Raw genomic sequence first — 21,502 nt, 5'->3', positions numbered from 1 at the left:
AAAACAGGGGGGCAGCGAAAATTAACCCAAATGTTACGCATGCTCATGAAAAAGAAGATATTGGTGCTTATGTTGAAGGGATTTGGAGCTTTGCTCCTGTAACCTTAACTACCGGTTTACGCTATGACTATTTCAATTTTTCCGGCACAACAGGAGGTAAATCTTCGGATGGTGCTTTTAGCCCCAGCGTTGGCATAATTTGGGATGTAAATAAAAATTTTTCTTTAAATGCAAGCTACAATGTAGCTACTCGTAGTCCGCGTTTAAGAGAAGCCTCATTTGCAGCAAGAGATATTCGCGTAGCAGATGGATTAAAAGCCGAACGATCACGAAATGCAGAAATCGGCTTTAATTGGGAATATGAGGGCTTAAGTTTAGAAGGTGCTTATTTCTATCAAACGATTAAAGATTTGCAGAGCTTTAAGACAATCGGAGCAGGAGAGAATGCTTATAACGAAGTGGTGAGCAGCGGCAAGCTGAAAAACAAAGGTTATGAATTAAATGCCGCTTATCGCTGGCAGGGCTTGACTGCCCGTTTAGGCGTAGCGGATAGCGATCCTAAAATGAACGGCACCACGGCGGATTCCGTGATGACGGCGATTCCTTTGGGACGTCAATGGATGACGGGACTTTCTTATCAATTTGATAATCCGAAATTGGAAATCGGTTGGCGCGGTCGCTATGCCGAAGGAACCGAATATATGGGAATAAATAGAAGAACGCGTAATCCTGAATTGCAAGTACGTCCGGGTTATGGCGTGCATGATGTGTATTTGAATTGGCAACCCTTGGGCAAAGATCATTTTAATGTGAATTTTGCAGTCAATAACGTAGGCGATAAATACTATGTCTCTCACAGTCAAAGAGCGAACTCCACTTTTGCAGAGCAGGGCAGAGATTTCCGCTTGAGCTTTAATTACCGCTTCTAAACCAGATAGCGGATTTAAAAATGCCCGCTTCGGCGGGCATTTTTTATGCTTGTTTAGCGACTAATAAGTGCGGGAAAAAATGTGTTGAATTAGGGCGGATAAGGCTTGCTTGTGCGGCAATTGATCCAACTCGGTTTGGATTTGCGCATGGCTTTCTTCCAATAGCGCCCGACTGCGGTCTAAGCCGAGCAATTGCACATAGGTGTTTTTCTCTTGCGCCGCATCTTTGCCGGCGGTTTTGCCCAATTGTCGGCTGTCGGCGGTGGCATCTAAAATATCGTCATGAATTTGATAGGCAATGCCGAGCAGTTTGCCGACGGCGGCTAGGTGTTTTTCCTGCTGCGCAAATGTTTCTCCGGGGCTGGCGCCCATCAATATTGCCGCTTGAATCAGCGCGCCGGTTTTGCCGCAGTGGATGGTTTGCAGTTGTGCCAAATCGGTTTTTTTGCCGGTCAGGGCAATATCCAGACTTTGTCCGCCGACCATGCCCGCCCAACCTGCCGCTTGGCTGAGCAGACGGATGTGTTGAAGCCGAATGTCTGCGCTTAAGGGGCTGTTGCCGAGCAGTTCAAAAGCAAGGGTATTGAGGGCATCGCCGGCTAAAATGGCTTCCGCCTCGCCGAAGGCGATATGGCAGCTGGCTTTGCCGCGGCGTAGATCGTCATCGTCCATCGCCGGTAAATCGTCATGAATAAGCGAGTAGGCATGGATACATTCGATAGCGGCGGCGGCGGCATCGACTGCTGCTAGGTCTATGCCATTATCTTCGGCAGCGGCATAGATAAGAGCGGCGCGCAGGCGTTTGCCGCCGTTAAGTGCCGAATAGCGCATGGCAGCCGCCAGACTGCCGCTGTGTTCGGGCGGAAGAGCGTCGGCAAGGACGTTTTCAATGCGTGTTTGGTAGTCGGCGATGTTCATCTTGCTTAAAAAGGGATGTCGTCATCGGAATCCGCTTGGCGGCGTGCGGATGTTTTGGGCGGATCGTTTTCTTGATAAGGCAGCAGACGTTCTTCTTCGCTATTTGCCTGGGTCAGCAGACGCACTTTTTGCTCGGCGCTGTCTAGGGCTTGCTGGCAGCTGCGGATGAGTTTGATGCCTTGCTCGTATTCTGTCAGGGCTTGGTCAAGGCTGAGTTCGCCCTGCTCTAAGGCGCTGATGATGTGTTCTAATTGCGCGATATGCGTTTCGTAATTTTCCAGCGGATTGTCGTTTTTTTTGCTTTTCGTGCTCATGGTTTTCAGCTCAGTTCGGTAAGTAATTGTTGTAAACTTTCGTAGCGTTCGGCATGGATGTCGCCGCGCGCCAATGCCGCCTGCACGGCGCAACCCGGTTCGTTTTCATGGCGGCAGTCATTGAATTTGCAGTCGCCGGCGTATTGTGTGATGTCGGGAAAGCCGGCTAAGATTTGCTCTACTGTCAGATGCTTAACGGCAAAACCGCGCACGCCCGGCGTGTCAATCAGACAGGCTTGTTCTTGCCAAGGATAGCGGCGCAGATTGGTGGTGGTGTGTCTGCCCAAACCGGTGGCGGCGCTAATTGATTGCACCCAAATATCCGCCTCGGGAATTAAGTGCCGAATCAGACTGGATTTGCCTACGCCCGATTGTCCGCACAAAATGTTTTGCTTGCCTGCCATGTGTTCGCATAGGGCTTCAATGCCGACGCCGCTTTTGGTGCTGATGAAAAATATCGGGATATTTAACAGGCGGTAAGGCGCGAGGCGTCGTTCTATTTGCGCCAGTGCTTGATTGTCGGCAAGGTCTGTTTTATTGCAGATAATGGCGGCGGCAATGCCGGCTTCTCTGGCGGCGATGAGATAGCGGTCGATCAAAGTGGCTTGCCAATCGGGGGCGACGGCAATAGCAATCAGCAGTTGATCCAAATGCGAGGCAAGCGCCCTGCTTTGGCGCCCCTGCCATTTATAAAGGGTATGTTTGCGCGGGAAAACCGCTTCCACAACCGCGCTACCGTCCGCATTATATTGCAGCAAAACGCGGTCATTGACCGCAATATCGCCTAATTGTTTGCGCCAATCGCAGCTAATCAATTTGCCCTGATGCTGCGCGATGATTTGATAGCCCATATGCGCGACAATCAATGCGGCATCGGCAATATCGCCGTCGGCAAGTTTTTGCCGGCGTTGGGCGGCAATGCGGCTGCGTTGTTGCTGACTTAGGCGGCTCAAAATTTATTCCGCCGGCGCAAAGAGGGCGTCAATGTCTTCTTGCTGCGCATCGCTGACGGATTTGCCTAATTGCTGCCAGCGATATTGCAGCCAATAATCGCGCATGGCGGCATATTTGTCCGTCGCGCCGCCTTCCAATCGCTGCTCCAGCGGGAAGAATGCGGCGCGCGTATCCACAGCATTGAGCGCCACCAATGACCAATAAACCTTATCGTCTTTCACATAGCTGAGGGGATTTAGGAAGGCATCGGGAATTTTGCCCAAACCGTCGCGCAGGGTGCTAGGACCTAGGAGCGGCAGCACAAGATATGGCCCCGATTCCACGCCGTAGCGCGATAAAGTCGAGCCGAAATCTTTGCTGATTTTAGGATTACCCATCGGCGTGGCGACATCGAGAATTCCGCCTAAGCCGAAAATGGTGTTATTAATCAAACGTGCGCCGATGCCGGCAGTGGCTTGTCCGTCTAATTGCAAAATGGCATTCGCCAATGAGCCGACATCGTTTAAATTGCCGAAAAAGTTGCCGATGCTGATGCGCACGGGGCTTGGCACGATCGTTTCATAGCCGGTAGCGACCGGTTTTAAGACCGCCGTATCCACTGCTTCGTTAAAAGCAAAAATACCGCGGTTCATGCCTTCCCAAGGGTCTTGGGTATAGCCTTGGGAGTCAATGGCACTGCTGCAGGCAGTGAGAAAAGAAAGAAATAATAAAAATAGGGTATTACGCATCGTTTTGTGGAGTTTTTTCATGATTGATATATTGTTCTTGCGGCAGAACATAGGCACCTTCGTCGATATCCTTATACACATCGCTGTTTAAATAATGCTCTTTGAAATAGCTGAGGAAAACATTAATGATGGCGGTAACCGGCAAGGCAAGCAAAATACCCATAAAGCCGAATAATTGACCGCCCGCCAAGACGGAAAATAGTACGGCAACAGGATGCAGCCCTGTGCGTTCGCCGACAAATTTCGGCGTCAGTACCGTACTTTCAATGGTTTGTGCTACGCTAAACACGACAATAACGCCGATGACATGCATCCAATCTTGGAATTGCAGCAAAGCCATGATGCCTGCCATGACCATGCCCACAATCAGACCCAAATAAGGCACAAAGCTGACCAAGCCCGAAATCATGCCGATGACAATCGCCAAATCCAAGCCCATGAAAGATAAACCCAAAGAATATAGAATACCTAAGCCGAGCATGACTAGTAATTGTCCGCGCATAAATCCGCCTAAAACGTAGTCGCAGCGGCGCATGAGTTCATGGGTGATGGAGCGGTATTGCATAGGAATGAGTTCGTCGATTTTGCCGATGAGCAAATCCCAATCACGCAGCAGATAAAAGGTCACTACCGGCGTGAGGAATAAATAAGTGAAGAAAGTAATGACCGAGCCGATGGAGCCACTGATAGAGCCGATGAAAGACTGCGCCACTCCGGAGGCTTGGGCGAAATTCTCGCTAATCATGGCTTGTACGGATTCTAAGCTCACGGAATTCAAATCAATGGCAAAGAGTTTTTGTATGGTCGGCCCGGCTTTTTCTTTCATCCATACTACGTATTCGGGCAGCCGTTCGCCTAAGCGGCTTACTTGCTCGGCAACTGCCGGCAACAGCACTAAGACGATAAAAATCAGACCGACAAAAAAGCCCATAAAGACCATAATCACGGCAAAGGTGCGCGAGCGTCCCATACGCTCGATTCTATCGGCAATCGGATCGCCCAAATAAGCCAGTAAAGCGCCTAGCACAAAAGGCGTGAGAATAGGGCTGAGCAAATACAGCAAAGCCAAGAAAAGCAGCAATAAAGTCAGCCAGAAAAAGCGAGAAGCCAGCATAGAAAGCTCAAGGTTAAATAAAAGCGCGTATTGTAGCAGGATTGGCGAATATAACAGATAGAAATTAATAATTGCCGGTCTTGATGCCTTGTTTTTTACGTCGAATGCGACGGTATAGCCAGAAGGCAATCGCTATCATGAGTATAAACGGACTTGCCGCTACGCCGAAGACGACATAACTGTGCAAAACGCTGTTGCTGTTTTCTGCATAGAGACTGCGCATAATTAGGGTATCGGAGGCATCAGGCGCCTGTTCATACATTAGGGCATAGTATTTTTTCGGCCAGAAATTGCCTTTGCTTTCCCATAGCAGCAATTTATCGCTGCTGCGCAGTGTCCAGTTTTTGCCCAGTGTTTGATGCAATTCCTGCTGCCATTGCGGTAAGGCGCTGCGGGCAAGACGCACATCCTGCAGGCAGTAAATTTTCGGACTGCGGCTGAGTGTCATATCTGTGTGATTGAGTTGCTGTTCCCTTTGTTTGAGGATGTGTAAAGTGTCGTCGTCACTGCTTTGAAGCGGGCGGGCTTCTGTACTTTGAATTTGGCAAAGACGGCTGTCGGTTTCCTGCGCATAACTGATTTGCACATAGTTTAAGAGGATGAAAATGAGGTATTTATACATATCAGCGTCCGAATAAATGGGCAATCATATGAATTTGCTCTTCATCATAGCTTTGCACGCCCAAAGCGGCGGCAAGCGCAAATTCGCCGCTTAATTGCTGTTGATGGCGCAGTGTTTGCCAATCTTGTACCTGCTGTTTGGGAGTTTGTCTGTTTTTTATAGCGGCGATGCGCTTAGCAGCGTCTTGTGATGTCATAGGAGTCCTTATTTATCGATGGCTTCATCAAAATTTCCTTACTGGTTGAAACCCCTCTCTTTAGGGAGGATAATCTTGTGGGAGAGGTATAACCTCTTCCAATTCAGGGCAACACGTAGAGCGACGCTTTATGTGTCGCTCTGTGTGTTGAAACATTGAAGCATGTTTGCTCGAAAAAACAAAGCCCAGCCTAAGCTGGGCTTTGCAAGCCGGCAGATTATGCCGCAGGAGTGGCTTCTTGAGGAGCGGCTTCTTGCGGTTCTTTGTGCAATAAACCTTTTACGATTTGTATGCCGAAAGCGACCGCACCCATGATGAAGATTACATCGCCGAAGGTACGCACCCAACGCAGGGTATGGATAATCGGCGTTTGTTCTACAAATTCCGCACTGCGTGCCCACCATAGCCCTTCGCTAATTGCCGCATGGGCTTGGATGAAGCCGATGGGTAGCAAGCTGGTGAAGAGCATCAGGATTAAGCCTAAGTTCAAGAGCACGAAAGCGCTGTAGAGCATTTTGGTGTTCATCTCAAAGGTCGGACGAATGTAGCGTAAGACCATCAGCGAGAAGCCTAGGGCGAGGAAGCCGTACACGCCGAATAGTGCCGCATGTCCATGGTTAGGCGTGGTGTTTAAACCTTGCAGATAGTAGAGCGAGATCGGCGGGTTGATGAGGAAGCCGAATACGCCTGCACCCAACATGTTCCAGAAGGAAACGGCAATGAAGAAGCACAGCGGCCAGCGCATCGGACGCATCCACGGCGCTTTATGCTGAATCGTCCAGTTTTCAAAGGCTTCATAGCCTAAGAGCACCAAAGGCACCACTTCCAAAGCGGAGAACATTGCGCCCACTGCCATAATCGGCGTGGTTGTGCCTGAGAAGTACAGATGGTGGAAGGTTCCGGGAATACCGCCGATTAAGAAGAGCATTGCTGCCAATAATGAAGCGGTAGTCGCCGCGCGTTTGCTGACCATGCCCAGATTGTAGAAGATGAAGCCGACGGCAGTGGTGGCGAATACTTCGAAGAAGCCTTCTACCCACAGATGCACTACCCACCAGCGCCAGTATTCCATAATCGACATATGCGTATGTTCGCCGTAGAACAGGGCAGGGGCATAGAATACGCCGATAGCGGCAGCCGACATTGTAAAGAGAATGAGTAAACTTTTATCGCCTTCGATTTGCAATGCCGCCCAAATACCGCGCAGCATCAAAACAAGCCAGAAAACTAAGCCGATGAATAGGGCAATTTGCGGTACGCGTGCAATTTCAACATATTCATAGCCTTGATGACCGAACCAGAAGTTCAAAGCCGGCGTCATCCAACCTTTAATCGCTAAGAATTGTCCGATGTACGAAGTCACGACCACGACAATCAATGCCCAGAATAAGACGTCAACGCCTAATTTTTGGAATTTCGGATCGCGTCCGCCATTGATAATCGGCACTAGGAATAAACCGGCGGCAAGGAAGCCCGTCGCAATCCAGAAAATCGCCGATTGGATATGCCAAGTGCGGGTTAAACTGTAAGGCAGCCAGTCAGAAACAGGAATGCCGTAGAAATCCTGACCTTCGACAGTGTAATGTGCGGTAAAACCGCCGAGCATAACTTGCACGAAGAACAATGCCGCCACCACGAGCAAATATTTACCCACCGCTTTTTGCGAAGGAGTGAGTTTGACCAAAGACAGCGGATCTTGCTTCGGCACAACGATTTCATCATGCTCATGATGCACGCAGAATGCCCAAATCCAAATCACCAAGCCTACGCCGAAAATCAGAGTCACGACAGAAGCGATTGACCAAATGACGTTTTCCGCCGTCGGGTGGTTGCCGATTAAAGGCTCATGCGGCCAGTTGTTGGTGTAAGTGACGTCTAAATCAGGACGATTGGTATGCGCCGCCCATGCCGACCAGAAGAAGAAGGCGTTTAATTTTTCGCGTTTTTCCGCAGAAGGTAAAGAGTTTTCCTTCATCGCATAGGCTTCACGCAAATGCTTAAATTCGGGATCATTGCCGAATAAGCGGTCATAATAAGAAGCGGTAGCGCGAATCGCATTTAAACGTTGCTGCGATAAGGTAACGGTATCGGTTTCCTTATTATAAGTATTGGTGCGGAAAGCTTCCTCGGCATCATATTGCAATGTTGCTTTGTCGCGTTCGGATAAGGAATCATAGCTTTGTCCGAATACGTTTTGCGCTTGTTGCTCAAGCCATACCATCACATCACGGTGAATCCAATCTGCTGTCCAATCAGGTGCTTGATAGGCGCCATGCCCCCAAACCGTACCCACCGACATGCCGCCGATAGACTGCCATGCGGATTGCCCTTGCATGATGTCCTCATAGGTATAGACGACTTCCCCCGTTTCGCTCACAAACTGAGCGGGAATAGGCGGACGTTCGTGATACACTTCCTTGCCGAAATAGCCGAGCACCGTAAACGAGCCGACTAGGATAATGGCAAGCAGTATCCATAGTTTTTTATACTCTTTCATAAAAAGCCTCACAAATGTAAAACAGAACAGCTGAAGCTGCCGGCGCATTGTGGCAAAAATGACGATAGCCTTCCTTGATAAAAATCAATTAAGTGGAAATAAGTATTAATTTATTGTTTTGTATTTAAAAATATAAAAAATATGATTGAAGTTGAACGGCGCTCGCAGGATGCGCTTTTTATTCTTTAACAAGAGATAGCCTTTTTCTCTTAAAAATAATGGCTTATTGCTTGGATTTTACCTGAAGTTAGCGCCGATAAAAGGACGGCACATAAAAAAGGATAATCGGTAATGATTATCCTAAAATAATATTTTTATCAATATATTGCTGTGATTAGAAAGGTTTTATTCGCCCCAGAATTGACGGGCGATTTTTTGACCCTGCGCGATTTTCGCCCATTGCTGTGCTTCCGTTAAGGCATTGCCGTTATCACAGGAGGCGAAACCGCATTGATGCGAGAGATAAAGTTTGTCTTTGGCGACGTATTGCGTGGCTTCCTGCAAGAGTTGCAGCGTACGCGCTTCATCATCCAAATCCGTCGTCTTGCTGGATAAGAATCCGAGCACTACTTCTGCTTCCGGCTTATCGGCAAAGGCTTTCAGAGCGGTCAGATTGCCGGCGCGTTCATCGTCCCATTCCAGATAGAAGCGGTCGTAGTTTTGGCTTTTTAAGAACAAATCGGCGATGGTTTCATAACTGCCGTCTGCCATATTGCGCGAGTCGTAATTGCCGCGGCAATTATGAGTGTACACCTTGATGCCCAAATCATGCGCATAGGCGATGATTTCATTATTTAAATCAATAAATTCTTTGGCGATGTTTTGCACTTCTTCGGAATTGTAGTCCTTGCCGCTGAAGGGGCTGTGGTGATTGTCGCTGGCAAAGAGTTCCCATAAGCAGTCGTCAAACTGAACGATTTTGCCGCCTGCTTTTTTGAATTCGTTAAGAAAATCTTTATAAGCCTGCGTGAGGTCGGCTTTAAGTTCGTCACGGCTGGCATAGACTTTGCCGCTGACATTTTTGGACATCAAGCCGAGTTCGCCATACACATGCGAGGGCGAGGGCACGCATTGCTTGAGTTCCACACCTTCGGGAGCGAGTTCTTCAAGGCGTTGATAATGTTGGATAAAGGGATGATGATCGCAGCAGACGCGTTCTTTGAATTCGATGCCGATGTCGCGGCGGGTTTCGTATTTGCTGTCTTGATCGTGGTCGCGGAAGAAATAGCCGTGTTCGGCAATGTAGCGGTGCACGCCGCTCAAGCCCCAGACGAAATCCAAATGCCAAAGCGATTTGGAAAATTCGCCGTCGGTGATTTCCGGCAAACCTTGCGCGATTTGCGCCTTAACGATATCGGTGACCGCCGCATCTTCGACGGCTTCATAGCCCTCGAAATCTTGATAAAAAGGGTATTGGATATCGTCGCGTTTTTCGATTTGGCGTTTGTAAGTCAGCAGACTTTCCGGACGCAGCAATGAGCCGACGATTAAAAAGCGTTTAGAGGTTTCTGACATCTTGTCCTTCCTTATTTGTTGTGTGAACTATTGCTAAAGCCCCTGCATCATAAGGGCAAAAAGAGATAAAAAATAATGATAAAAAATCATTATCCTATAAGATTTTGTTATTAATTGCCGCAATATGAAATTCTAGTAAAAAAAATAGACTTTAGTTATACTGATGTGCGGTAATCAAGGAGTTTGTATGGATAATTTATATCGTGCGCCGCAGAGTAATTTGCGCCGCAATGTCGGTGAGGGTCTGAGCTTGGTTTTGGTAGAAATCTTGAGTTCGGGCAGTTTGTGGGCGCGCATGATTAGCGTGGTGAATTTTATTTCCCTGTTTTTCGGCGTGCTGTATTTGTTAGTGATGGTATTCGGCTTTTCTGCTGCCTTTAAGTACGGTGCGGGAAGCGATCAGGAAGAAAGCATATTCATCATCGCAGCGATTATCGGCGTTGTCGTCTCTATGCTGCCGATGCTGCTGATTTATTGGTTTTACGGCACATCTATGAACCGCTATGCCAAAACCGCCAAACAGCTGCGCCAAAGTCCTGATACCGAAGCAGACGTTGCCCAATGCTTTGCTTCCAGTTCTACATTCTTGAAAACAACTGGTATTTTTTTGCTTATTATGGCAGTTGTCATGCTTTTAGGCATTGCCGCAGCAATCGTTTTGCCGGCTTATCAAGAGTATTTAACTCGCGCCCGTTCTTAAGGAGCTAATAATGGAAGCTATTTTTCAACAACTGCCCAAAGCGATTCGCTGGAGCAAAATCTTAAGCGTTCTGTTTTTATTGGCCACTTTGTTTTTCTTACTAATATTTGTCGTCACTTTTCTAAAATCCGCCGTTGCCGCTTTTTTCCAATTGATTCCCTTATTGTTAATGGGATTTCAATATTGGCTGTTCCGCGGCTATAAAATTGCCTGCCAACAGGTTTTGGACAGCCGGGATATTGACGATTTGGAAACAGCAGCGCGCAAGCAAGTGATGATTATCAAATTTTTCGGCTTTCTAAGCCTGCTGATACTTATTCTTATGATTTTCGGTCTTATAGGTATGTTCTTCGGCGGCATTCAAGCCGTGCAGTTCGGGCGCTAAATACGCATGCGCCACAGCCTGCTTGATGATCGCATTTATGTCGAAACCGCCGAGGGCATTGTGCTGTCGGCGGTTTTGGCAGATCCGCTAAGCCGCGCTTATGCTTTGATTATCGATGTGCTGCTGATACTGGGCTTGCTGTTTGTCTGCTTATTCATCGCCGCTTTTCTGCCGGATATTTATGTGGCGCAGGGCTTTTTCCTGCTGATGTATTTTCTGCTGATGTGGGGTTATTTTTTCTTTTGCGAATGGCGCTTTAGCGGCAGAACCTTAGGCAAAAAAATGATGAATCTGCAAGTGGTGGGCGCGGATTTGCTGCCTGTGAGCGTCTCGCAGGCGGCATGGCGTAATGTGCTGCGCTATGTGGATTTTATGCCGGCGTTTTTTGCCTGCGGCATGCTGTCTGTGCTGATAAGCGACAAGAATCAGCGTGTGGGCGATTGGCTGGCGGGAACGGTGGTCATTTTCCGCCAAGAACCGCAATTGCCGCAGCAGGCTTTAGCGGCGGGCGAGGCGACGCCGCCTTTATGGCGTTTATCTCGCGCCGAGCAGCGTATCATTATGGATTTTGCCCATTATGCCCAACAGCATCAATTAGAACGCGCGATTGAATTAAGCGAGCCTTTTGCCGCCTTATTGCCCGAATGCAGCGGCGAGCAAAGAGTGGCGCGCTTAATCGCCTATGCACGTTATCTGCAAGGAGCGGCAAAAGCATGAAAGAGCAGCAATTTATCGCCGCTTATGAGCAAGAATGGCGGCAATTGGAAGCATTTTTGCAAGCCGATACCGTATCGCGTAAACAAACCTCTTCAGCGGCAATGGCGGCAGGGGATTTTCCGATGTGGTACCGCCGTCTGTGCGAGCAGTTAAGCTACGGCGAACGCGCAGGTTTTTCCGCTGCTTTGCTGGCGAGATTAAACCGTTTGGCGGTCTTGGGGCATCAATGTCTGTATCGGCGCAAACGCGGTCATGCCGGTCTGATTGCGGATTTTTTCCGCTGGCAATTGCCGCAGACGGTGCGCCGCTTTTGGCGCTATTTCGCGCTTTCCGGCGCTTTGTTTTTTCTGCCGCTGCTCTTTGCTGTCGGCTTCGGTCTACTGAATCCCGAATTTGCCGAAGAAGCGGCAGGGACTTATACCGAGATGTATACGCCCGATCCTGATAAACGTCTCGGCGAAAGCCGCGGCGCTTCCAGCGATGTGATGATGTTCGGGCATTATGTGCAGAACAATACCTCGATTGGTCTGCGTACCATTGCCGGCGGCGCCATATTGGGTATCGGAGTTTTTATCGTGCTGATACTGAACGGCTGGCACTTCGGTATTGTCAGCGCGCAAATGATTCATGTCGGCTATGCAGGGCAGACCTTCTTTCCTTTTGTGATTACCCATGCCGCTTTTGAAATCACGGCAATCATCTTTTCAGGCGCTTGCGGACTGGCTTTGGCACGCGCCCTATATTTGCCGGGGCGTTTGCGCCGCAGCGATTCGGTGCGGCAGATGCTGCAAGACTTCTTCCCTGTTTTGGTCGCGGTGGTGCTGATGTTTTTCCTTGCTGCTTTGGTCGAGGCATTTTGGTCGGCGATTTGGCTGCCGCCCGCCGTTAAATTCAGCGTCGGCGGCATCGCTTGGGCATTGGTTTTGGCATATTTTTTCTTGGCAGGACGCGGCGATGCAGGCGCTTGAAATCAAAGTGCGGGCGCGCACGAGTAAGGAAGCGATTAACCTCGGCTTTATGCTGGCGCGCCGCCATTATTTTTCCCTATTGCTGAGCGCCTTGCCTTGCTGGGCGGCGATTAGCGCGGTGGGCGCGGTACTGTGGTGGCAGCAAAGCTCGCCGCTGTATTTGCTGCTTATTACATGGTGGCTCAAGCCCTTATACGAACGCCCGCTATTGCTACGCCTCAGCCGCCTGATTTTTAAGCAGGAATCGGACTGGCGGGCAGAGCAAAAAGCCGTGTTCGCCCCCGCATGGCTGGCGGAAATCAGCTATTTGCGCCTCTTTCGCGTCTTCGCCCCCATCCGCCATGCCGTAAATTGCTTGGAAGGTTTGCACGGTAAGAAAAAACGTGAGCGGCTGCGCTTTTTTGCCGGCGGCGCTTCGGGCGGCGGCAGCGTATTGCTCTTGCTGTCCTTATTGGAAAGCGGATTATTGTGCATCTGCCTGTGGCAGCTGTTTGATTTGTCCTATCTCAACCTTGCGGCTTTTCTGCAAAGTCTGCTGCATCAACCGCAGCAATTACATCAAATCTTGGCGCTGTTTTATGCCTTGCTGTCGCTATTGGCGACGCCGTTTTATATCGGCGCGGGTTTTATGATTTATCTGAATTGGCGCATCATCAGTGAGGGCTGGGCGGTGGCGCTGGATATGCAGGCCTTGGTGGCGCGCCTGATGCAATGTGCGGCAGTCTGCGTTTGTGCGGCGCTATTGGCGTTCAGCACCAATGCAGAAGCCTTAACGGCGGAGCAGGCGGCGGCGGATAAGGCTTGGGTGCAGGCGGAAGTGCAGGGTAGCAGTGGTCCTTATGAGCATGTGTGGCGCAAAAATAAGCATGGCGATTCAAATTTTTCTCTCAATCTGCCTGATGGCAATTTCAGTCAAACGGTTAAATTTTTCCTGATTGCTGCCGCCATTGTATTTTTGCTGTGGCTGTTTTATCACATCATCCGCGGTAGCCATGTTAGCGCTCTGTCAGCGCGTAAACACAAGCAAACAGGAAGGGCAATCAGCCGCGCAGAACATCGTGCCGTGCTCGAAAATCTTGCAGCGGCGCAATCTGCCGCCGAAAAAGGCGAATTGCTGAGAGCGGTGGCGATTTTATACGCGCATTGGCGGCAAGACGCGCATTTATATCGCTTGCCCGAAATGATGCTTGACGAAACCGAAAACGATTATTGGCAACGCGTTCAAGGACAAAGCACTTTCGCACAGGCGCATTTTTTGCAACAGTTATTTTCTTTATGGCAGCAAGGCGCTTATGCTCAGCAGCGTTTAGATAAAACGGCGGTACTGGCTTTGCTTGCCGATTATCAGAATTTATGGCGGCAAGTATGAGAAAAATGACTTGGTCGTTATTTGGTTTAATCCTAATTGCCTGCTTATGGCTGTGGTTCGGTCATGGTGAAGCGCAAGAAGGCGAACGTGTGCGTGTACGCGTGTGGAAAGGCTGGAGCGGTAGCGCGAAGCATGACAATATGGCTTTAGCAAAAGCTTTTTTAGCCAAACGCGGTATTGTATTGACTGTAGAACAGATGGGTATATTGCCGCAGGCGATGGAAAGAAATGATGAAACGTTGCTATTAGATGCTGATGTTGATGGTGGTACTGAGACGGAAAAAGCGCAGCTGCGTGCTTGGGTAGAGAGCGGCGGTCGCCTGATTATATTGGCTAACCGCGATTGGGCGGCATATTTCAATATCGATTTAGAAGCAGAAGGATTGGTGTATCCTCATCAGTTTAAAAATAATACTTTGATCTGGCGAGAAAAGGGAGAGGCGATATTGACTGTCGAACCAGCAGCTATCATCACTGCTTTAAAATCCAAGAAGTATAGCAAGAAAACAGCGGCAATAGCAGGGGTGTATAGCAATGCTTATCCACAGTCAGCCTTCGGTAGGAAAATCGCTTTGGGCAAGGGAGAATTAGTGGTTTTGGGGCATTCTACAGGACTGTGGCATAACCATAGCCATCAGTATAAAGGGAAATGGCTTGATGAGGATGAGGAATATGTGCCGCTGGCGCACGCCGATAATGCTGCTTATTTGCATGCCTTATTACAGGGGCGAAGCAAAGCGCGGTTGCTTTATGCCAAACAAGAAGCTTCTTCAAAAAAACCGTTTGACTATATTTGGGACATTCCCGAATTGAAATGGTGGGCGACATTGACGACGGCACTGTTGGGGCTGTTGGCATTACTATGGCGCGGCGGACGGCGTTTCGGCGCTTTGATTATGCCGCAGGCAAGCGCAGGGCGCGATATGCAGCAGCATTTGCTTGCCGCAGGATATTTTTGGGCGCGGCAGAAAGATTATGGTTATGCCTATTTGGCGGGGCAGATGCGTCAGCGTTTATTGGCGCAGATGCCGATGCTGCAAAATGCGGATGCGGCGCCTGATGCCGAAATTATCGCCGCAAGCGGCTTGAGTGCGGCGCAATGCCAGCGGCTTGTGCAGGCGGCATTGCCGCAAACCGAAGCGGATTTTATTGATTTTGTGCGTGCGGCGGAGCAGCTGCGCGCAGCAGTAAGGAGAAAACATGAGTGAAGCATTTTCAAATCAGGCAATGAGCGAGCCTTTGCAGCAATTATGCCGCTTGGCGGCGGCTTTGCGCCAAGCGGTGCAGCGCGTGATTATCGGGCAGGAGCAGGTGGTGGAAGAAGCCCTGATTGCGCTTTTGGCAGGCGGGCATATTTTGATTGAAGGCGTGCCGGGTTTGGGTAAAACCTTGCTGGTGGAAACGCTTGCCAAAACCATCAGCGGCGATTATCAGCGTATTCAGTTTACGCCGGATTTACTGCCTGCCGACATTACCGGCAGTATGGTTTATGATCCTAGTGACGGGCGCTTTAAATTGCGCCGCGGTCCGATTTTTACCCATTTGCTGCTGGCGGACGAAATCAACCGCGCCCCTGCCAAAACGCAGGCGGCTTTATTGGAAGTGATGCAGGAGCGGCAGGTAACGATTGAGGGCAAAACCCTGCCTCTAGCGCCGCCATTTATGGTCTTGGCAACGCAAAATCCTTTTGAACAGGAAGGCACTTATCATTTGCCCGAAGCGCAGCTTGACCGCTTTTTGCTCAACAGCCGCATCGATTATCCCAGCCAAGCCGCCGAACAGGCCTTATTAGAACGTCTGCTGTCTTGGAAGCAGCCGCTGGCGAATAATACCGATGCGGCGCAGGCGATTTTAGCGGCGGCGGATTTGCCCAAATGGCAGCAATTATTATTAGAAGTGGTGGTCGATCAAAGGATTGTCCGCTATGTGCTGGCATTGGTACGCAAAACCCGCGAAATGGAGCAATTTGCTGTGGGTGCAGGCCCGAGAGCGGGCATTGCCTTATTGGTGGCGGCAAGAGCGCGCGCGGTCTTGCATCAGCGCGGCTATGTGCTGCCTGAAGACATCAAAGCACTGGCGCCGGCAGTCTTGCGCCATCGACTGCAACGTTCGCCCGAGGCGGAAATCGACGGCTTGACGAGCGATGACCTGATTGCCCAATTATTGCAGCGCGTTCCTTTGCCACGCGAATAAACACATGATTCCAAGCCGATATCAATTGTGGGGCTGGGCGGCATTGGCGGCAGGCGAATTGCTGCTGGCATTATTGGATATGCCGCTGATGTATGCTTGGGGCTTATTGCTGCTGTGGCTGGCGGCTTTGGCGGCGAGCGCATGGACGGCATGGCGCGAAGAACCGCGTTTTGCCTTAAGCCGCGATTACAACAGCGTGCAGCAAAGCGGCAAAACTTTTGAGATGCAATTAAGCGTGCATAATCAATTGGCACGCGATATTGCGCTGCAAGTCTTTGATCACTATCCCGCAGCGGCGGAAACGGACATTGAGGCAATCTCTGTGGCGATTGCCGCGCAAGACAAAGCGCATCTGCGCTATCCGCTTTGTATTCAGGCACGCGGACGCTTTGAATTCAGCCAAGTGCAATTGCGTTATCTCGGCAAAGGGCCGCTGCCGCTGTGGCAACGCGATGTGCATCTGCCTTGTACGGCGCAGGTGCGCGTGTATCCGCGTTTTGTACATTTGCATCAGCAGCGCTTTGCCAGCATTCACAGCAGCCAATTAGGCAATGTTCATCCTCTGCATATCCGCAGCGGCAACGGCGATTTTTCCCATCTGCGCGACTATTTGGCAGGCGATGCGATTGCGCGTCTTGACCACAAAGCACGGGCAAGACTGGGCAAATGGTTGGTGCGCGAATTTGAATTTGAGCATGAGCAGCCGGTATTGCTGATGGTGGATAACTCGCGCCGCCTGCAATCGCATTTTGCAGGGCATTCCTTATTTGACGAAGTGCTCGCCGCCGCCACGCAGCTTGCCCATGCCGCCCTTGCCGCAGGCGATGAAATCGGCATGCAATTATTTGCCGATACCCCTTTGTTTTATCTGCCTTGTTCGCGCCAAAGCGGACAATACCGCCGCTTGGTCGAGAGCCTTTTCGACTGCTATCCGCAAGCTGCACCGCCGGATTTTGCCGCCGCTATCCGCGAAGTCTATTTGCGTCAGCGCCGCCGCTCATTGATTATTCTGCTGACCGTCTTGGAAGCCGGCGATGAGCACATTCTGCGTTCGGCGCTGCAACTTTTACAAAAACGCCATCACGTCATGCTGATCAGCATTCGACCGCCTTATTTTGACGAAGCCGAGGACATCGCGCGCGGCGATGATGCCCTGATAGCGGCGGCAAGAGACGTTTATGCCGCCCAATGGCGGCAAACGGCGGAAAAACTCAAACAAAACAAATTAATCTTTATCGACAGCACGGCGAAACAGCTGCGCCCGCAATTATTGAATGCCTATATCGCCTATAAAAACCGACTGAAACGCTAAAAGCCTCCGCCGCCCTTTTGCGGCGCGCGAGGTAAGTCCAATCCTGCTATAATCCGCGTCTTTTCATACTTTTTGGACACATTATGGCGAATAAATATCTTCCTTCCGCAGTCGAAAGCAAATGGTATCAACATTGGGAAAAAGGCGGCTATTTCGCCGCCGATTTTAGCAAAAAAGACACTTTCAGCATTCAACTGCCGCCGCCCAACGTAACAGGCACGCTGCACATGGGGCATGCCTTCAATCAAACCATCATGGACGGCTTAAGCCGCTATTACCGCATGAAAGGCTGCAATACCGCATGGATCCCGGGTACCGACCACGCAGGCATCGCCACGCAAATTGTGGTGGAACGCCAATTGGCAGAACAAAACATATCACGCCATCAATTAGGGCGTGAACAGTTTTTAGAAAAAGTGTGGCAATGGAAAGAACAATCAGGCAGCACCATCACCCAACAAATGCGCCGCGTGGGTTGTTCCGCCGACTGGTCGCGCGAATACTTTACGATGGACGCGCCGCGCGCCGAAATCGTTACCCAAGTTTTTGTGAAATTGTACAATCAAGGCTTAATTTATCGCGGCAAACGTTTGGTGAACTGGGATCCTGTTTTGGGCACAGCCGTTTCCGATTTGGAAGTGGAAAACGTGGAAACCGACGGTTCTATGTGGCACATTCGTTATCCGATTGCCGACAATCCGTCTGAAAGCGTGATTGTGGCGACCACGCGCCCTGAAACTTTGCTGGGCGATGTGGCAGTGGCCGTCAATCCCAAAGACGAACGTTACGCCCATTTGATTGGCAAATCATTGATTTTGCCGCTCACAGGTCGTCAAATTCCCGTGATTGCCGATGACTATGTGGACAGCGAATTTGGTACAGGCTGCGTCAAAATCACGCCTGCTCACGATTTCAACGACTACGAAGTCGGCAAACGCCATGATACCGTTTTGATTAATGTATTGAGTTTAGATGCAAAAATTTTGGAAACGGCAGAAGTTTATGCTTTCCGCAATGATGTTTTAGAAGGCATCAAATTACCTGGAAAATACGCAGGTTTAGACCGCTTTGTGGCACGCCAGCAAATGGTTGCAGACTTACAAGAACAAGGATTCTTGGTTAAAGTTGAACCGCATAAATTAATGACCCCCAAAGGCGACCGCACAGGCAGCGTGATTGAACCCATGCTGACCAATCAATGGTTTGTTGCCATGTCTGCCAAACCCAATGGTGGCGAACCCGACAGCGAATTCAAAGGCATGAGTTTGGCAGAAAAAGCCAAATTTGCCACCGATAGCGGACAAGTGAAATTTATTCCCGAAAATTGGATTAACACCTACAACCAATGGATGAACAATCTGCAAGATTGGTGCATTTCGCGCCAACTGTGGTGGGGACACCAAATTCCCGCGTGGTATGATGAAAATGGTCGCATTTATGTTGCGAACAATGAAGAAGCCGCGCAAAAACAGGCAGGCAGCCTGAAACTCACACGCGAAGAAGACGTGTTGGACACATGGTTTTCGTCTGCACTTGTGCCATTTAGCACATTGGGCTGGCAAGACGGCGAACCCGACACCGAAGCCATGAACGCCTTTTTGCCGTCCAGCGTGTTGGTAACGGGCTATGAAATCATCTTCTTCTGGGTGGCACGTATGATTATGATGACCACGCACATTGTCGGCAAAGTGCCGTTCCGCGATGTCTACATTCACGGCATCGTGCGCGACCACGAAGGCAAAAAAATGTCCAAATCCGAAGGCAACGTCATTGACCCTGTGGATTTGATTGACGGCATTGATTTGGATAATTTGTTAGTTAAACGCACAACTGGTTTGCGTAAACCCGAAACCGTGCCACAAATCAAAGAAGCCACCAAAAAACTCTTCCCACAAGGCATTCCCGCCATGGGCGCGGACGCCTTGCGTTTCACAATGGCAAGCTACGCCAGCTTGGGGCGCAGCGTGAATTTTGACTTCAAACGCGCCGAAGGCTATCGCAATTTCTGCAACAAAATTTGGAACGCCACCAATTTCGTGTTGATGAACACCGAAGAAAAAGACTGTGGCTACGGTGCAACCGCCACCGAGCCACGCGTCTACTCATTTTCCGACCAATGGATTATCGGGCGATTGAACCAAGTGGAAGCCGAAGTTACCCAAGCCTACGAAAGCTATCGTTTTGATTTGGCGGCGGAATTATTGTACAGCTTTGTGTGGAACGACTATTGCGACTGGTATGTGGAACTCGCCAAAGTGCAACTGCAAACAGACTGCGAAAGCCGCCAACGCGCTACCCGCCACACCTTATTGCGCGTATTGGAAGCCAGCCTGCGCCTGTTGCACCCGATTATCCCCTTTATCACCGAAGAACTCTGGCAAGTGATTGCTCCGATGTGCGATGCCAAAACCGCAGACAGCATCATGTTGGCGCGTTTCCCCGTTGCCAATCCCGAATTCATTGATGCTAACGCCATGGCAAAAATGGCGGACTTGCAAGAATTGATTGGCGCGGTACGCAATTTGCGCGGCGAAATGGGCATTCAACCCAGCGTGAAAGCCCCCCTGTTCATTGAAACTAACGATGACGTGGCGGATTATTTGAAATATCTGCCGATGATGGCGCGTTTAACCGAAGCCACGCAAGTTGCCACGCTGCCTGAAAGTGAAGATTCGCCCGTTGCTGTGTGCAATGGTGCGCGTTTGATGTTGAAAGTGGAAGTGGACAAAGCCGCCGAAACCGCGCGTCTGAACAAGGAAGCCGAGAAATTGCAAAAAGCGTTGGACAAACTGAATGCGAAATTGTCCAAAGCAGGCTATGTGGACAAAGCCCCCGCGCATTTGGTGGAAAAAGACAAAGCGGAATTGGCTGATTTGCAAGAGAAAATGGCGAAGATTCAGGTGGCGTTGGATAAGTTGAAGTAATCTGCAAATCAAGAATTCAGGCAGCCTGAAAGTAAACAACAATTTTCTGAAATAACCACCAATCTGTTCTCTCTCTGTTTTCCAATATAGGAGAGAACAGATTGTAGGCAGCCTGAAAATACAAATTTAAGATGACAAACATGGTATTTTGATATATGACTTTGCTTATTTATGTAAAAGTACTCGACAAATTTAAATAAGGCTTAAAAATGAACACGCAACACTAGCGTAATTTCTTTATCTCAATCTTTCAATGCTTTTTTGGGAGATTGAGATGTCAAAAAATACCAAAAACAGCAATTTTTCTAACGCCTTGAATTGTCAAACCAAGTGCAATACTTTTTTAAAGTAAACTTAATAAGGTGTTTTCCAGCCTAAACACTTTCTCGGTCGTAGAATTAATTTGTCGACGACCGATTGAATATAATCATCGCTCCAACGGTTTATATCCTGTTGCTTGGGGAAAAACTCCTTGAGCAACCCGTTTGTATTTTCATTTGTCCCCCTTTGCCACGGCTGATGCGGCTCGGGGAAATAAAAGGCTGCGCCTAATGTTTGTGTAACTAAACTATGTTTGGCAAATTCCTTGCCTCTGTCCGGCGTAATTGACCGTAATTTGTGCGGCTTAAGCAAGGTTGTCATCGCCTCTTTAACCAGTAATGCTTTTTTGCCTGCAATCTTTTTCACCAACTCAAAACGGCTTTTGCGTTCCGTCAAAGTAAGCAAACAGGCACCGCCTGCGACACCCAATACCGTATCCGCTTCTCAATGTCCGAAACGGCTGCGGTTTTTCGCTGAAATCGGGCGTTCCTCCAATGTATGCGAAATCGTGATTTTTCCACGCTTTTCAAGATGATTTTTCTCCGTCTTGTTCTGCCTTTATGGCGTAATTTTCGGCTTGCTTTGCCTTCGCCGATATCTAGCCATCCTTGATGAATCGCGCGGTAAATCGTATTGAAACTGATTGATAAATCAGATTTTTCAAACTCCAAGCACTTACTGAGCTGTTCGGGCGACCACTTGCCGTCCAACACCTTACTTTGCACCAAATGACGGTATTCCGCCCGTTTTATAGTACCTTAACTTCAAAATGAGACTTAGAGATACACATTTTGTCAGGAGAAGCGCTTAGAATAATCTCATTTTG

The 21,502-nt window shown here is 49.4% G+C and carries 19 protein-coding genes and 1 pseudogene; 10 read left to right on the top strand and 10 right to left on the bottom strand.

All coding sequences use genetic code 11. From position 1 onward, the window contains the following. Positions 1-20: 20 nt before the first annotated feature. Positions 21-929: a TonB-dependent receptor domain-containing protein gene (locus DYC63_RS10845; protein ID WP_218564658.1), complete on the top strand. Its 909-nt coding sequence runs from the start codon at positions 21-23 to the stop codon at positions 927-929. 60 nt (positions 930-989) lie between these two features. Here DYC63_RS10845 and DYC63_RS10840 read toward each other — a convergent pair whose 3' ends face one another. The 9 genes from DYC63_RS10840 to DYC63_RS10800 all read right to left on the bottom strand — a co-directional run bounded on the left by DYC63_RS10840 (position 990) and on the right by DYC63_RS10800 (position 9,787). Then, positions 990-1,847, bottom strand: a complete 858-nt coding sequence (locus DYC63_RS10840; RefSeq protein ID WP_115219231.1) for a polyprenyl synthetase family protein — start codon at positions 1,845-1,847, stop codon at positions 990-992. Between the two features lie 5 nt (positions 1,848-1,852). Continuing rightward, positions 1,853-2,161, bottom strand: coding sequence for an exodeoxyribonuclease VII small subunit (locus DYC63_RS10835; RefSeq protein WP_115219230.1), 309 nt, complete (start codon positions 2,159-2,161; stop codon positions 1,853-1,855). Between the two features lie 5 nt (positions 2,162-2,166). After that, on the bottom strand, positions 2,167-3,114 hold the full coding sequence (rsgA, locus tag DYC63_RS10830; RefSeq protein ID WP_115219229.1) for a ribosome small subunit-dependent GTPase A: 948 nt from the start codon (positions 3,112-3,114) through the stop codon (positions 2,167-2,169). A gap of 3 nt (positions 3,115-3,117) precedes the next feature. Beyond that, the gene (locus DYC63_RS10825; RefSeq protein WP_245888160.1) at positions 3,118-3,864 is read right to left on the bottom strand and encodes an MlaA family lipoprotein; all 747 of its coding nucleotides are present in this window, start codon (positions 3,862-3,864) and stop codon (positions 3,118-3,120) included. Further along, positions 3,836-4,957: an AI-2E family transporter gene (locus DYC63_RS10820; protein WP_245888158.1), complete on the bottom strand. Its 1,122-nt coding sequence runs from the start codon at positions 4,955-4,957 to the stop codon at positions 3,836-3,838. The genes DYC63_RS10825 and DYC63_RS10820 overlap by 29 nt, the downstream gene beginning before the upstream one ends. Positions 4,958-5,021: 64 nt before the next feature. Then, positions 5,022-5,579 carry a hypothetical protein gene (locus DYC63_RS10815; protein WP_115219227.1) on the bottom strand — a complete coding sequence of 186 codons (558 nt, stop codon included), beginning with the start codon at positions 5,577-5,579 and terminating at the stop codon, positions 5,022-5,024. A gap of 1 nt (position 5,580) precedes the next feature. Continuing rightward, on the bottom strand, positions 5,581-5,775 hold the full coding sequence (locus DYC63_RS10810; RefSeq protein WP_115219226.1) for a hypothetical protein: 195 nt from the start codon (positions 5,773-5,775) through the stop codon (positions 5,581-5,583). A 217-nt stretch (positions 5,776-5,992) separates the two neighbouring features. Next, positions 5,993-8,272, bottom strand: a complete 2,280-nt coding sequence (locus DYC63_RS10805) for a nitric-oxide reductase large subunit (protein WP_115219225.1) — start codon at positions 8,270-8,272, stop codon at positions 5,993-5,995. Positions 8,273-8,617: 345 nt separating this feature from the next. Beyond that, complete coding sequence (locus tag DYC63_RS10800) at positions 8,618-9,787, bottom strand: uroporphyrinogen decarboxylase/cobalamine-independent methonine synthase family protein (protein WP_115219224.1); 1,170 nt, start codon at positions 9,785-9,787, stop codon at positions 8,618-8,620. 187 nt (positions 9,788-9,974) lie between these two features. Here DYC63_RS10800 and DYC63_RS10795 point away from each other — a divergent pair, with 187 nt between their 5' ends. The 9 genes from DYC63_RS10795 (at position 9,975) to DYC63_RS10755 (ending at position 20,355) form a co-directional block, all read left to right on the top strand. Next, positions 9,975-10,487 carry a hypothetical protein gene (locus tag DYC63_RS10795; protein ID WP_115219223.1) on the top strand — a complete coding sequence of 171 codons (513 nt, stop codon included), beginning with the start codon at positions 9,975-9,977 and terminating at the stop codon, positions 10,485-10,487. A 10-nt stretch (positions 10,488-10,497) separates the two neighbouring features. Next, on the top strand, positions 10,498-10,872 hold the full coding sequence (locus DYC63_RS10790) for a hypothetical protein (RefSeq protein WP_115219222.1): 375 nt from the start codon (positions 10,498-10,500) through the stop codon (positions 10,870-10,872). 6 nt (positions 10,873-10,878) lie between these two features. After that, the gene (locus DYC63_RS10785; protein WP_115219221.1) at positions 10,879-11,589 is read left to right on the top strand and encodes an RDD family protein; all 711 of its coding nucleotides are present in this window, start codon (positions 10,879-10,881) and stop codon (positions 11,587-11,589) included. After that, positions 11,586-12,557, top strand: a complete 972-nt coding sequence (locus DYC63_RS10780) for a stage II sporulation protein M (protein WP_172459498.1) — start codon at positions 11,586-11,588, stop codon at positions 12,555-12,557. The genes DYC63_RS10785 and DYC63_RS10780 overlap by 4 nt, the downstream gene beginning before the upstream one ends. Continuing rightward, positions 12,544-13,926: a hypothetical protein gene (locus DYC63_RS10775; protein ID WP_115219219.1), complete on the top strand. Its 1,383-nt coding sequence runs from the start codon at positions 12,544-12,546 to the stop codon at positions 13,924-13,926. The genes DYC63_RS10780 and DYC63_RS10775 overlap by 14 nt, the downstream gene beginning before the upstream one ends. Further along, complete coding sequence (locus DYC63_RS10770; RefSeq protein ID WP_115219218.1) at positions 13,923-15,134, top strand: DUF4350 domain-containing protein; 1,212 nt, start codon at positions 13,923-13,925, stop codon at positions 15,132-15,134. The genes DYC63_RS10775 and DYC63_RS10770 overlap by 4 nt, the downstream gene beginning before the upstream one ends. After that, positions 15,127-16,119, top strand: coding sequence for an AAA family ATPase (locus tag DYC63_RS10765; RefSeq protein WP_245888156.1), 993 nt, complete (start codon positions 15,127-15,129; stop codon positions 16,117-16,119). Before DYC63_RS10770 ends, DYC63_RS10765 begins: the two co-directional genes overlap by 8 nt. A 4-nt stretch (positions 16,120-16,123) precedes the next feature. After that, on the top strand, positions 16,124-17,431 hold the full coding sequence (locus tag DYC63_RS10760) for a DUF58 domain-containing protein (protein ID WP_115219217.1): 1,308 nt from the start codon (positions 16,124-16,126) through the stop codon (positions 17,429-17,431). Positions 17,432-17,514: 83 nt separating this feature from the next. Next, positions 17,515-20,355: a valine--tRNA ligase gene (locus DYC63_RS10755; RefSeq protein ID WP_115219216.1), complete on the top strand. Its 2,841-nt coding sequence runs from the start codon at positions 17,515-17,517 to the stop codon at positions 20,353-20,355. A gap of 354 nt (positions 20,356-20,709) precedes the next feature. Here the strand turns inward: DYC63_RS10755 and DYC63_RS10750 are convergent. After that, positions 20,710-21,416: pseudogene (locus DYC63_RS10750) on the bottom strand (IS30 family transposase); the annotation flags it as partial. Between the last annotated feature and the right edge of the window lie 86 nt (positions 21,417-21,502).

Source organism: Suttonella indologenes (assembly GCF_900460215.1).
Classification (GTDB): domain Bacteria; phylum Pseudomonadota; class Gammaproteobacteria; order Cardiobacteriales; family Cardiobacteriaceae; genus Suttonella; species Suttonella indologenes.
The sequence above is the reverse complement of the archived record's forward strand: the minus strand, read 5'-3'. Positions and strand labels throughout refer to the sequence as shown.

What these genes read in the sequence shown, in the direction of transcription:
- DYC63_RS10755 (WP_115219216.1), top strand. Translation starts at nt 17,515, where the DNA reads ATGGCGAATAAATATCTTCCTTCCGCAGTCGAAAGCAAATGGTATCAA.
- DYC63_RS10765 (WP_245888156.1), top strand. Translation starts at nt 15,127, where the DNA reads ATGAGTGAAGCATTTTCAAATCAGGCAATGAGCGAGCCTTTGCAGCAA.
- DYC63_RS10775 (WP_115219219.1), top strand. Translation starts at nt 12,544, where the DNA reads ATGCAGGCGCTTGAAATCAAAGTGCGGGCGCGCACGAGTAAGGAAGCG.
- DYC63_RS10815 (WP_115219227.1), bottom strand. Translation starts at nt 5,579, where the DNA reads ATGTATAAATACCTCATTTTCATCCTCTTAAACTATGTGCAAATCAGT.
- DYC63_RS10790 (WP_115219222.1), top strand. Translation starts at nt 10,498, where the DNA reads ATGGAAGCTATTTTTCAACAACTGCCCAAAGCGATTCGCTGGAGCAAA.
- DYC63_RS10820 (WP_245888158.1), bottom strand. Translation starts at nt 4,957, where the DNA reads ATGCTGGCTTCTCGCTTTTTCTGGCTGACTTTATTGCTGCTTTTCTTG.
- DYC63_RS10795 (WP_115219223.1), top strand. Translation starts at nt 9,975, where the DNA reads ATGGATAATTTATATCGTGCGCCGCAGAGTAATTTGCGCCGCAATGTC.
- DYC63_RS10780 (WP_172459498.1), top strand. Translation starts at nt 11,586, where the DNA reads ATGAAAGAGCAGCAATTTATCGCCGCTTATGAGCAAGAATGGCGGCAA.
- DYC63_RS10770 (WP_115219218.1), top strand. Translation starts at nt 13,923, where the DNA reads ATGAGAAAAATGACTTGGTCGTTATTTGGTTTAATCCTAATTGCCTGC.
- DYC63_RS10825 (WP_245888160.1), bottom strand. Translation starts at nt 3,864, where the DNA reads ATGAAAAAACTCCACAAAACGATGCGTAATACCCTATTTTTATTATTT.
- DYC63_RS10800 (WP_115219224.1), bottom strand. Translation starts at nt 9,787, where the DNA reads ATGTCAGAAACCTCTAAACGCTTTTTAATCGTCGGCTCATTGCTGCGT.
- DYC63_RS10835 (WP_115219230.1), bottom strand. Translation starts at nt 2,161, where the DNA reads ATGAGCACGAAAAGCAAAAAAAACGACAATCCGCTGGAAAATTACGAA.
- DYC63_RS10840 (WP_115219231.1), bottom strand. Translation starts at nt 1,847, where the DNA reads ATGAACATCGCCGACTACCAAACACGCATTGAAAACGTCCTTGCCGAC.
- DYC63_RS10810 (WP_115219226.1), bottom strand. Translation starts at nt 5,775, where the DNA reads ATGACATCACAAGACGCTGCTAAGCGCATCGCCGCTATAAAAAACAGA.
- DYC63_RS10785 (WP_115219221.1), top strand. Translation starts at nt 10,879, where the DNA reads ATGCGCCACAGCCTGCTTGATGATCGCATTTATGTCGAAACCGCCGAG.
- DYC63_RS10805 (WP_115219225.1), bottom strand. Translation starts at nt 8,272, where the DNA reads ATGAAAGAGTATAAAAAACTATGGATACTGCTTGCCATTATCCTAGTC.
- DYC63_RS10760 (WP_115219217.1), top strand. Translation starts at nt 16,124, where the DNA reads ATGATTCCAAGCCGATATCAATTGTGGGGCTGGGCGGCATTGGCGGCA.